8 protein-coding genes are annotated in these 12,196 nt (G+C 65.0%); 6 read left to right on the forward strand and 2 right to left on the reverse strand.

The genetic code is table 11. The annotated features are described in order from the left end of the window. Positions 1-55 precede the first annotated feature (55 nt). The 6 genes from nirB (at position 56) to katG (ending at position 10,389) form a co-directional block, all read left to right on the forward strand. On the forward strand, positions 56-2,488 hold the full coding sequence (gene nirB, locus ACZ9XP_RS04405; RefSeq protein ID WP_147684885.1) for a nitrite reductase large subunit NirB: 2,433 nt from the start codon (positions 56-58) through the stop codon (positions 2,486-2,488). A 173-nt stretch (positions 2,489-2,661) separates the two neighbouring features. Then, entirely contained in the window at positions 2,662-2,976 is a 315-nt protein-coding gene (gene nirD, locus ACZ9XP_RS04410; RefSeq protein WP_147684887.1) for a nitrite reductase small subunit NirD, read from the forward strand. A 30-nt stretch (positions 2,977-3,006) separates the two neighbouring features. Further along, positions 3,007-5,700: a nitrate reductase gene (locus tag ACZ9XP_RS04415; RefSeq protein WP_465188064.1), complete on the forward strand. Its 2,694-nt coding sequence runs from the start codon at positions 3,007-3,009 to the stop codon at positions 5,698-5,700. Positions 5,701-5,812: 112 nt separating this feature from the next. Beyond that, positions 5,813-6,571: a uroporphyrinogen-III C-methyltransferase gene (gene cobA / locus ACZ9XP_RS04420; protein WP_147684892.1), complete on the forward strand. Its 759-nt coding sequence runs from the start codon at positions 5,813-5,815 to the stop codon at positions 6,569-6,571. A 220-nt stretch (positions 6,572-6,791) separates the two neighbouring features. Then, entirely contained in the window at positions 6,792-7,988 is a 1,197-nt protein-coding gene (locus ACZ9XP_RS04425; protein ID WP_147684894.1) for an amino acid aminotransferase, read from the forward strand. Between the two features lie 190 nt (positions 7,989-8,178). Then, positions 8,179-10,389, forward strand: coding sequence for a catalase/peroxidase HPI (katG, locus tag ACZ9XP_RS04430; RefSeq protein ID WP_465188065.1), 2,211 nt, complete (start codon positions 8,179-8,181; stop codon positions 10,387-10,389). A 131-nt stretch (positions 10,390-10,520) separates the two neighbouring features. On the opposite strand, the gene ACZ9XP_RS04435 is transcribed toward katG, so the two are convergent. Beyond that, a complete protein-coding gene (locus ACZ9XP_RS04435; protein ID WP_147684898.1) occupies positions 10,521-10,790 on the reverse strand; it encodes a hypothetical protein in 270 nt (89 codons plus the stop codon). 9 nt (positions 10,791-10,799) lie between these two features. Further along, the gene (locus ACZ9XP_RS04440; RefSeq protein ID WP_147684900.1) at positions 10,800-12,194 is read right to left on the reverse strand and encodes an aldehyde dehydrogenase family protein; all 1,395 of its coding nucleotides are present in this window, start codon (positions 12,192-12,194) and stop codon (positions 10,800-10,802) included. Positions 12,195-12,196: the final 2 nt, after the last annotated feature.

Raw genomic sequence — 12,196 nt, forward strand, 5'->3', positions numbered from 1 at the left:
GGCCGTGCCGCAGCAACGCCGCGGTGGCGCAGCCGGCTGGAAAGGACGCAAGGCAATGAACAAACCCAAACTGGTCATGGTGGGCAACGGCATGGCAGGTGTGCGCACGCTGGAGGCGCTGCTGGCGCTGGCGCCGGACGCCTACGACATCACCGTATTCGGTGCCGAGCCGCACGCCAACTACAACCGCATCATGCTGTCGCCGGTGCTGGCCGGCGAACAAACCCTGCCCGATATCATGCTGAACGAGGAGAGCTGGTACGCCGCACACGGCATTACCCTGCACCTGGGCCAGCCGGTGGTGGCGCTGGACCGTGGCCGCCGCCTGGTACACACCGCCGACGGCCGCAGCGTGCCCTATGACCGGCTGCTGCTGGCCACCGGCTCCAGCCCGTTTATCTTGCCGGTGCCGGGCAACGACCTGCCCGGCGTGGTGACGTTTCGTGATATTGCCGACGTGCAAACCATGATTGATGCGGCGGCCAACCATCGCCACGCGGTGGTCATCGGTGGCGGCCTGCTGGGGCTGGAGGCGGCAAACGGCCTGCTGGCGCGCGGCATGCAGGTGACGGTAGTGCACCTGGGCGAATGGCTGCTGGAGCGACAGCTGGACCGCACCGCGGCCAACTTGCTGCAGCAAAGCCTGGCGGCCAAGGGCCTGCGCTTTTTGCTGCAAAAGCAAACCGCCGCGCTGGTGGCCGGGGCCGATGGCCGCGTGGCCGGGGTGCAGTTCAAGGATGGCGAGAGCGTACCGGCGCAGCTGGTGGTGATGGCCGTGGGCATTCGCCCCAACGACGCTCTGGCGCAGGCCAGCGGCCTGCACTGCAACCGTGGCGTGGTGGTAAACGACCACTTGCAAACCTTCGACCCGCGCGTCTATGCCGTGGGCGAGTGCGTGAGCCACCGTGGCGTCAGCTACGGCCTGGTGGCGCCACTGTTCGACATGGCCAAGGTGGCGGCCAACCATCTGGCCAGCCTGGGCATTGCCCGTTATGTCCCTGCCGCCACCAGTACCAAGCTCAAGGTCACCGGCATGGATGTGTTTTCTGCTGGTGATTTTATGGGCGGTGACGGCTGCGAGGACATTACGCTGTCCGACCCGATGGCCGGCATCTACAAACGGCTGGTCATCAAAGACGACAAACTGGTGGGTGCCTGCCTGTTTGGCGATACCGCCGACGGCGCCTGGTATTTCCGCCTGATTCGCGAGCAGCAGTCGGTGCACGCCATCCGCGATCAGCTGATGCTGGGCGAGGGCGCGGTGGGCGATACCGGCCACCAGGGGCAGAACCGCGCGGCCGGCCTGCCGGACGAGGCCGAGGTGTGCGGCTGCAACGGTGTGTGCAAGGGCACTATCGTCAAGGCCATCCAGGAAAAAGGGCTGTTTACCGTGGATGACATCAAGAAGCACACCAAGGCCGCCAGCTCCTGCGGCTCGTGCAGCGGGCTGGTGGAGCAGATATTGATCAGCTGTGTGGGCGGTGCGGCCGATGTGAAGCCCAAGTCGGAAAAGCCGGTCTGCGGCTGTAGCGACATGACCCACGGCCAGCTGCGGGCCGCCATCCGCGAACAGCATCTGACCAGCCTGGCCGACACCTTTCGTGTGTTGGGCTGGCGTAGCCCCGATGGCTGCGCCAGCTGCCGCCCGGCGGTGAACTACTACCTGATTTCCACCTGGCCGGGCGAAGCCACGGACGACCCGCAAGCGCGCTTCATCAACGAACGCGTGCACGCCAATATCCAGAAAGACGGCACCTATTCGGTGATCCCGCGCATGTGGGGCGGGGTGACCAACCCGGCCGAGCTGCGGCGTATTGCCGACGTAGCCGACAAATACGCCATCCCGATGGTGAAGGTGACCGGCGGCCAGCGTATCGACTTGCTGGGCGTCAAAAAAGAAGACCTGCCAGCGGTATGGCGCGAGCTGGACATGCCGTCCGGTCACGCCTACGGCAAAAGCCTGCGCACGGTGAAAACCTGTGTCGGCAGCGAGTTCTGCCGTTTTGGCACCCAGGACTCCACGCAGATGGGCATCGACCTGGAAAAAGACCTGTTCGGTATGTGGAGCCCGGCCAAGGTAAAGCTGGCGGTATCCGGCTGCCCGCGCAACTGCGCCGAATCCGGCATCAAGGACGTGGGCATCATCGGCGTGGATTCCGGCTGGGAGCTCTACATCGGCGGTAACGGCGGCATCAAGACCGAGGTGGCGGAGTTCTTCTGCAAGGTGAAAACGCACGACGAGGTCATGCAGTACAGCGGCGCCTTCCTGCAGCTGTACCGCGAGGAGGCGTTCTACCTGGAGCGCACGGTGCACTTCTTGCAGCGGGTGGGCATGGACTACATCAAGCAGCGCGTGCTGGACGATGCAGTTGGCCGCAGCGAGCTGTACGCACGGCTGAAGTTTGCGCTGTCGTTCGAGCAAGACCCGTGGGCCGAACGCTACGCCGGCGGCGTGGCGCAGCACGAGTTTGCGCCGTTGACGGTGTAGAAAATCTGATGTCGCCACGGAAGCACACCGACCGCACGGAAAAATGCACAAGCCGGTTGGCGCGGTACTGACACTGGCTGTCATGCCTGCCTCGTCGCGATGGGCATCGGCAATGCCGTGCCGTTTTTCGTGTTCTTTCGTGTGTTTTCGTGGCCAAAAAAAGGAAACCAACCATGAACAACTGGAAAGCCGTCTGCCGCCTGGCAGACATCCCGCCGCAGGGCGCGCGGGTACTGAAACGGGCAGGGCAGGTCGACATTGCCGTGTTCCGCACCATCGACGACCAGGCCTTTGCGCTGCTGGACCGCTGCCCGCACAAAGGCGGGCCGCTGTCGCAGGGCATCGTGTCCGGCCACCGCGTGGCCTGCCCGCTGCACAACTGGCACATCGACCTGGCTACCGGCCAGGCCTGCGCGCCGGACGAAGGCTGCAGCGGCCACATTCCGCTGACGCTGCAAGACGGCACTGTTTATCTGGCGCTGGACTGAGCGCGGCCAGGTTGGCCGCAAGGAGCAAGCATGAATGCCACAAGTGAACCCGGCAGCGCCATCGCCAGCGTGTGCTGCTACTGCGGCACCGGCTGCGGCGTGCTGCTGAGCCCGCGGCCCGATGGCAGCCTGGGCGTGGCGGGCGATCCGCAGCACCCGGCCAACTTTGGCCGCCTGTGCAGCAAGGGCCGCACGCTGGGGCAGACCATCGGCGTGGCCGGTAGCCGGCTGCTGCAACCGCAGCTGCGCACCGGCAAGGATGAAGCGCGCCAGCCGGTAAGCTGGAACAGCGCGCTGGATGCCGTCAGCCACCAGCTGGCCGCCACTATCGCGCAGCATGGCCCGGATGCGGTGGGGTTTTACCTGTCCGGCCAGCTGCTGACCGAAGACTACTATCTGTTCAACAAGCTGGCGCGCGGCCTGGTGGGTACCAACAATATCGATACCAACTCGCGGCTGTGCATGTCCAGCGCGGTCACCGGTTACAAGCGCACCCTGGGCGCCGACGCGCCACCCTCCTGCTACGAAGACTTCGACCACGCTAGCTGCGTGTTTATTGCCGGTTCCAATATGGCGGTGGCGCATCCGGTGCTGTTTCGGCGGCTGGAGGCGGCGCGTGCGGCCAACCCTGCCATGAAAATCATCGTGGCCGACCCGCGCCGCACCGATACCGCCAGCCTGGCCGACCTGTACCTGCCAGTGCTGCCCGGCAGCGACGTGGCGCTGTTTCACGCCATGCTCAACGTGATGATCTGGGAAGACCTGATCGATCGTGACTACATTGCGCAGCACACCGAGGGCTTTGACGCGCTGCGGGCGCGCCTGCGCGAGTACACGCCACGCGCCGCCAGCCAGCTGTGCGGTGTGCACGAAGACGATATTGTTACCGCAGCGCGCTGGTTTGCCGCCAGCCCGGCCACGCTGTCCTGCTACACCATGGGGCTGAACCAGTACAGCAACGGCAGTGACAAAAACGCCGCGCTGATCCACCTGCACCTGGCCACCGGCCACATTGGCCGCCCCGGCTGCGGGCCTTTTTCACTGACCGGCCAGCCCAATGCCATGGGCGGGCGCGAGGTCGGCGGCCTGGCCACCGTGCTGCCCGGCCACCGCGACCCGGCCGACGCGGCACACCGCGCCGAAGTGGCCGCGCTGTGGGGCGTGCCCGCCCTGCCGGCCAACCCTGGCCTGCCCGCGGTGGCGCTGTTCGAGGCCGCCGCGGCAGGGCGCATCAAGCTGTTGTGGATAGCCTGTACCGACCCGGCGTTTTCGCTGCCAGACCAGGCGCTGGTGCGCGAAGCCTTGCAAAAGGTGGACTGCGTCATCGTGCAGGAAGCCTTTACCAGCAGCCACACGCTGCCGTTTGCCGACATTGTGCTGCCGGCCGCCACCTGGCCGGAAAAAGACGGCAGCATGACCAATAGCGAACGCCGCATCAGCCGCGTGCGCGCCGCGCTGCCACCGCCAGGGCAGGCGCGCGAGGACTGGCGCATTGTGGCCGCCGTGGCCCAGCGGCTGGCTGCGGCCATCGCCCCGGAACGGGAGAGCTTGTTTACCTTTGCCAACGCGGCGGCGGTGTTTACCGAGCACGCCGCCACCACCGCCGGGCGCGACCTGGATTACAGCCGGCTGGATTACGCGCTGCTGGATCAACTCGGGCCGCAGCAATGGCCGTTTGACGGCCAGCTTGGCCGCAGCCGCCTGTACGGCGATGGCCGCTACCCCACACCCAGCGGCCGCGCCCGCTTTGTTGATGTTGGCTGGCAAGCACCGGCCGACAAGGTATCGGCGCATTTTCCGCTCCGCCTGACCAGTGGCCGCCTGCGCGACCACTGGCACAGCATGAGCCGCACCGCGCTGGTACCGGGGCTAAACCGCCATGTGGCGCTGCCGCAGCTTGTCATGCACCCGCGCGACATGGCACGCCATGGCCTGCAGGCCGGCATGCTTGCCATGCTGCGTAACAAGCGCGGCAGCGCGGTGCTGCCCGTGGTGGCCGATGACGGCCTGCGCCCCGGCGTGGTGTTCGTGCCCATGCACTGGGGCAGCGCCACGCTGGGCGGGCTGGGTATCAACGCACTGACCAGCCGTGTCGTAGACCCGCTGTCGCAGCAGCCGGAGCTGAAGCTGGCTGCCGTCAGCGTGGCGCCAGCGCGGCTGCCGTGGCGTGCGTCGCTGCAAGTACGGGGTGATGCGGCCAACTTGCGGTTGCAGCTGGACGTGCTGCGCGCCCATTTTTCCTACGCCGTGTCGGTGGCCATCAGCCTGGCGGGGCAGCCCGGCCTGCAGCTGGAGTTGGCCGCAGCCGAGGCACCATCGGCTGCGGTATTGCAGCAGCTGGCTAGCGTATTGCAGCCGCCCGGTGCGGTGCTGGCGGCGTTCGACGACCCGGCGCGCGGCGTGTTGCGCCGCGTGTGGTTGGCCGCAAACCTGCCATTGGGCTATCTGCTGGCTGGAGATACGGCGGCGGCGCCAGCACTGGGCGCCTGGCTGGACGGTGGCCAGCCACCGGCCAGCCTCGGCGCCTTACTGCAGGGCAGGGCGGGTGGTGAGGCGCTGGCGCGCGTGGTGTGCAGCTGCGAAGGCGTGCGCGAAGATGCCATCGTGGCGGGCGTGGCACGCGGGCTGGACGTGGCAGGCCTGCAGCGCGAGCTGCGCTGCGGCACCGGCTGTGGCAGCTGCGTGCCGGAGCTGAAGCGGCTATGCCAGCGCGCCACGGTATAGCGATGGCTATGCGGCTATTTGGTTATAAGAAAACGATCTGGCAGAACTTTTGGCTTGATGTATCGTGCAAAGCGGCTCGGACACCGGGCGCGGACGCAGAAAGGAACGCAGCATGAATGGCAAGGTATGGTTGGTTGGCGCGGGGCCCGGTGACGCGGAGCTGCTCACGCTCAAGGCATTGCGCGTGCTGCAGGCTTGCGACGTGTGGCTGGTGGACGACCTGGTCGGGCGCGATATCCTGGACTTTGCCCGACCCGGTACCCGTATCGTGCCAGTGGGCAAGCGTGGTGGCTGCAAGTCCACGCCACAAGCCTTCATCTTGCGGCTGATGGCGCGCTACGCCCGCCAAGGGCGGCAGGTGGCGCGGCTGAAAGGCGGCGACCCGTTTATCTTCGGCCGTGGCGGCGAGGAATGGGCATGGCTGGCCGAGCGCGGCGTAGCGGTAGAGGCTGTCAATGGCATTACTGCTGGTTTTGCTGCCGGCGCCGACCTGGGCCTGCCGCTGACCCACCGTGGTGTGGCACGGGGCGTGGCGCTGGTGACCGCACATACGCAGGACGGCAGCCAGCCAGACTGGGTGGCCTTGGCGCACAGCCGTCTCACTGTGGTCTGTTACATGGGCATGGCCGGCTTGCCGCAGCTGGTGCCGCAGCTATTGGCCGCCGGTTTTGCGGCCAACTTGCCGGTGGCGGTGGTGCACCGTGCAGGCTGCCGTGAGCAGCAGCATCTGGTGACTACGCTGGCACATCTGCAAGCCGACGTGGCCGCCAGCGGCCTGGCCAGCCCGGCGGTGATCGTTCTGGGCGAAGTCGTAGAGCACGCCATGAACCTGGCGGTACCGGCTGCCCCGGCCTGTAGCGCCGTGGCCTGAGGTGCTATGGCCTGTACGGCCAGCCCCGGCTGAGGCTGTGGTGTGTTTGCGGAAATGAAATGCTGCTGTTGCTGTCCGGATGGCGGGTTTGTTGCGCATTTTCGGCTTTTTCAGGCGATGGTCTGGCGCGCTAGCGCGTTTGTGTTACTTTTATCGACGGATACCCCCGTGTACTGCGTTTGGCGCGGTACCAGACGTTAGAGAGAGAAACCACAAGATCATGTTTGCACACGTTGAAGCCTATGCAGGCGACCCCATCCTCACCCTGGTGGAAACCTTCAACAAGGACAGCCGCAGCCCGAAAGTGAACCTGGGTATCGGCCTGTACTACGACGAAGAAGGCCGCATTCCGCTGCTGCCGTCGGTACAAAAAGCCGAAGCGCGCCGCGTGGCCGAAGCAGGCCCGCGCAGCTACCAGCCCATGGAAGGTGCGGCCAACTACCGTACCGCCGTGCAGCAGCTGCTGTGGGGCGCACAGCACGAAGCCGTACAGGCTGGCCGCATCGCTACCATCCAGACCATTGGCGGCTCCGGCGCGCTGAAGATTGGCGGCGACCTGCTCAAGCGCTATTTCCCCAACGTGGACGTATGGGTCAGCAACCCTACCTGGGATAACCACCGTGCCATGTTTGAAGGTGCCGGCTTTACCGTGCACGACTACCCGTACTACGACGCTGAAACTGGCGGGGTGAAGTTTGACGACATGATCGCCTGCTTCAGCCAGCTGCCCGCCAAAACCATCGTGCTGCTGCACCCGTGCTGCCACAACCCTACCGGCGTGGACCTGGACCAGGACCAGTGGCGCAAGGTGATCGAGGTGGTAAAAGCACGTGACCTGCTGCCGTTCATGGACATTGCCTACCAGGGTTTTGGTGACAGCCTGGACGACGACGCCTTTGCCATCCGCGCCATGACCGAAGCCGGTGTGAGCTTTGTGGTGAGCAACTCCTTCTCCAAAAACCTGTCGTTCTACGGCGAGCGCTGTGGCGGCTTGTCGGTAGTGTGTGGTACGGCAGAGGAAGCCGGCCGCGTGCTGGGCCAGATGAAGGCCACCGTACGCCGCAACTACTCCAGCCCGCCCACCCACGGTGGCCAGGTGACTGCCATCGTGATGAACGACGCCGCACTGCGCGCCGAGTGGGAAGGCGAAGTGACCGAGATGCGCGTACGCATCAAGGCCATGCGCCAGAAGCTGTACGAGGTGCTGAGCGCCAAGGTGCCTGGCCGTGATTTCAGCTACTTTATCAAGCAGCGCGGCATGTTCAGTTACACCGGCCTGAGCCCGGCGCAGGTAGACCGCCTGCGCGAAGAGTTTGCCGTGTATCTGGTGCGCTCCGGCCGCATGTGCGTGGCCGGCCTGAACAGCCGCAACGTGGAATACGTGGCCGATGCCATGGCCGAGGTGCTGAAAGGCTAAGCCTGGCGACCATTTGCCCAAGCCAGCCCCGCCCGTCAGGCGGGGTTTTTTGCATCTTTATTATTGCCATTGGCTATGTGATAGTAAAATTCCATTGCTTTGATTAAATCAATTCAATAGTCATGTGGGCCGAGGGCAACTATGCTGATCTCACCAAGTCAGACAGACACCTCAAGCAAGGAGAGACAGCATGAGCACCGAACAGAAATGCCCCTTCCACCGCGCCTCTGCCACCAAAGCCACCTTCGGCGCCCGCGCCAACCGTGACTGGTGGCCCAACCAGCTGAACCTGGGCATCCTGCACCAGCACGCCCCCGCGTCTAACCCGCTGGGCGATGATTTCGATTATGCGGAAGCCTTCCAGCAGCTGGACCTGGCCGCGGTGAAGAAAGACCTGTACGCGCTGATGACCACCTCGCAAGCCTGGTGGCCGGCCGACTGGGGCCACTACGGCGGCCTGTTCATCCGCATGGCCTGGCATAGCGCCGGTACCTACCGTACCGCCGACGGCCGTGGCGGTGGCGGCACCGGTAACCAGCGTTTTGCCCCGCTGAACAGCTGGCCCGACAACGGCAACCTCGACAAGGCGCGCCGCCTGCTGTGGCCGATCAAACAGAAATACGGCAACCAGCTGTCGTGGGCCGATCTGATGATCCTGGCCGGCAACTGTGCGCTGGAATCCATGGGCTTCAAGACCTTCGGTTTCGGCGGTGGCCGCGCCGACATCTGGCAGCCGGAAGAAGACATTTACTGGGGTGGCGAAAAAGAATGGCTGGCCACCAGCGACAAGGAAAACAGCCGCTATAGCGGCAACCGCGAGCTGGACAACCCCTTGGCCGCCGTGCAGATGGGCCTGATCTACGTGAACCCGGAAGGCCCGGACGGCAACCCAGACCCGGTAGCCAGCGGCCGTGACGTGCGCGAAACCTTCGCCCGCATGGCCATGAACGACGAAGAAACCGTGGCGCTGGTAGCTGGTGGCCACACCTTCGGCAAGGCGCACGGCGCTGGCGACCCGGCCCTGGTGGGCCCGGAGCCGGAAGCCGCCCCGCTGGAAGCCATGGGCCTGGGCTGGATCAACCAGCTGGGCAGCGGCAAGGGGGTGCATACCACCACCAGTGGTATTGAAGGCGCGTGGAAACCCAACCCCACCACCTGGGATAACGGCTACTTCGACATGCTGTTCGGCTACGAATGGGCACTGACCAAGAGCCCGGCCGGCGCGCACCAGTGGGTTGCCCAGAACGTGAAGCCGGAACACATGATTCCGGACGCGCACGACCCTGCCAAGAAACATGCGCCCATGATGACCACGGCCGATTTGAGCCTGCGCTTTGACCCGGTTTACGAGCCGATTGCGCGCCGCTTCCATCAGGACCCGCAAGCGTTTGCCGACGCCTTTGCCCGTGCCTGGTTCAAGCTGACGCATCGCGACATGGGCCCGAAAGCGTTGTACCTGGGGCCGGAGGTGCCGGCAGAAGACCTGATCTGGCAAGACCCGATCCCGGCAGTAGACCACGTGCTGGTGGATGACGCCGACGTGGCCGCGCTGAAGGCCGAGGTACTGGCCAGCGGCCTGAGCGTGGCCGAGCTGGTGGCCACCGCCTGGGCATCTGCATCCACCTTCCGCGGCTCCGACAAGCGCGGTGGTGCCAACGGTGCCCGCATCCGCCTGGCCCCGCAGAAAGACTGGGAAGTGAACCAACCGGCGCAGCTGGCCCGCGTGTTGGCCGTGCTGGAAGGCATTCAGCAGCGCTTTAACGCCGCGCAGCAGGGTGGTAAGAAAGTATCGCTGGCCGATCTGATCGTACTGGCCGGTGGCGCTGCGGTAGAACAGGCTGCCGCAGCGGCAGGCCACGCCGTCACGGTGCCGTTTGCTGCAGGCCGCATGGACGCGCTGGCCGAGCAGACAGATGTCGAGTCGTTCGCGGTACTGGAGCCGCAGGCCGATGGCTTCCGCAACTATCAGCAGCAGGCTTTCCGCGTGCCCGCCGAGCAGTTGCTGGTGGACAAGGCACAGCTGTTGAAGCTGAGCGCGCCGGAAATGACGGTGCTGGTTGGTGGCCTGCGGGTACTGGGCGCCAATGCCGGTGGTGTGCAGGATGGCGTGTTCACCCAACGCCCTGGCGTACTGAGCAACGACTTCTTCGTCAACGTGCTGGATATCGGCACCGTGTGGGCGCCGACGTCGGAAGAGGCCAGCCGCTTTGAAGGCCGCGACCGCGACACCGGTAGCGTGAAGTGGACCGCCAGCCGTGTCGACCTGGTGTTCGGCTCCAACTCGCAGCTGCGGGCGCTGGCCGAGGTGTACGCCCAGCAGGACGGCGAGGCCCGCTTTGTACGCGACTTCGTCCGCGCCTGGAACAAGGTGATGACGCTGGACCGTTTCGACCTGAAGTAAGCGCTGCTCCGCTGCTGCCTGTGCCACGCAGGTGGCAGCATCGTCAACAGCAAGGCCCCGCCATAGGCGGGGCCTTGTGCTTTGCTGTGCGGCCAACCTTTTGCAGCGTAGCAAGGTTGGCCGCAGCCAGCCTAGCTGCGCGCCAGCAAATACACCGCTACCGCCCCGGCCACGGCGGGCACGGCAAACACCAGTAGCATGATGGGTAGCTCCTCGCGCAGCGTGTAGCCGGCGTGGCTCACGCCTATCCACATATTTACCAGCGCCACCACCAGCCAGGCCGGTACAAACACCTTGGCGGCCAGCGTCATGGCGGCTGTGTTGGCACCCCATAGCCAGCCAAACAACACAAATAAACCCAGCAGCCCCAGGCCGCCTGCGATGACCAGAATAACGTGCATGTTTTCTCCTTAATTATCTGCGCCAGCTGGCCAGCTGAATACCGACAGGTTGGCCGCAATGTCCTTGCCGGCGTAGGGCGGGAAAACGTCGATGTCGGCATCGCTGCGGCCAACGAGTATCCCCTTGCGGTTGGATAGCGCATCGAAACCGGCCTGACCGTAGTACTTGCCCATGCCGGAGTAGCCCACGCCGCCAAAAGGCAGGCTGTCGATCCAGCAGTGCAGATTGGTCTGGTTGATGCAGCCGCCGCCAAACGACAGCGTCGCCAGAAAGCGTTCTACGGTAGGGGCATGCTCGCTGAACAAATAGGCCGCCAGCGGCTTGGGCTTGCGCGCAATCTGCGCCAGTACGCTGCCCAGATCGTCGTACACCAGTACCGGCAGCACCGGGCCGAAGATTTCCTGCTGCATGGACGGGTCGTCCCAGCTGGCGGGGTACAGCACCGTCGGCTCCACGTAGCGCGCCGCCACGTTGTAACGGCCGCCGTGCACTACTTTGTCTGGCTGGATGTAGCCAGCTACGCGTTCGGTGTCGTGTTCGGAGATCATGCGGGCGAAGTCCGGGCTGTGCTGCGGGTCGTTGCCGTACATGCGCACGATGGCGGCTTTCAGCTCGGCGATAAAGGCGTCGGCTACGCTACGCTGCACGCAGACATAGCCCGGCGCGATGCACCATTGGCCGGAGATGGCGTTGTGCCCCCAGGCAATGCGCTCGGCTGCGGCGGTAAGGTTGGCCGTATCGTCCACAATGGTGGGGTTCTGGCCGCCCAGCTCCAGAATCAACGGTGTCAGGTGCTCGGCGGCGGCGCGCATTACCACCTTGCCGACGCTGGCGCTACCGGTAAAGAAAATGAAGTTGAAGGGCAGGGCGAGCAGCGCACCGATTTCCTCGCGCCCGCCGGTCACGATGCTCACTGCCTCCGGCGAAAAATACTGCGGTATCAGCCGCGCCAGTAGTGCCGCCACGGTGGGCGTGGTGTTAGCTGGCTTCAGGATCACGGTATTGCCTGCTGCCAGCGCGGCGATGGCCGGGTCCAGCAGTAGCAGGATGGGCGCATTGAACGGGCCGATCACCAGGCAGCTGCCGTAGGGTTCCTTGTAGATCATGCCGCGGTGGCCACTGGCTTCCAGCCCCGGCGGAATGGCCACTTGCTGGGGTGCCATCAGCGTGGCCAGGTGGCTGCGGTAGTAGTCGATCACCCCCAGCGGTACGCTGATTTCAAACTGCTGCTCGAATGGTGGCTTGTGAAAGTCCTGGTATAGCGCGTCGCACAGTGTCGCCTGGTTGTCTTGCAGCAGGCGGGCCATGCGGTCCAGCTGATCCAGCCGCCAGGCGGCGCTTTTGCTGCCGCCGCTGGCAAAAAAGGCTTGCTGGGTGTCCAGCAGATTTTGGTACGGGTTCATGG

The sequence above is a fragment of the Vogesella perlucida genome, from assembly GCF_979366545.1.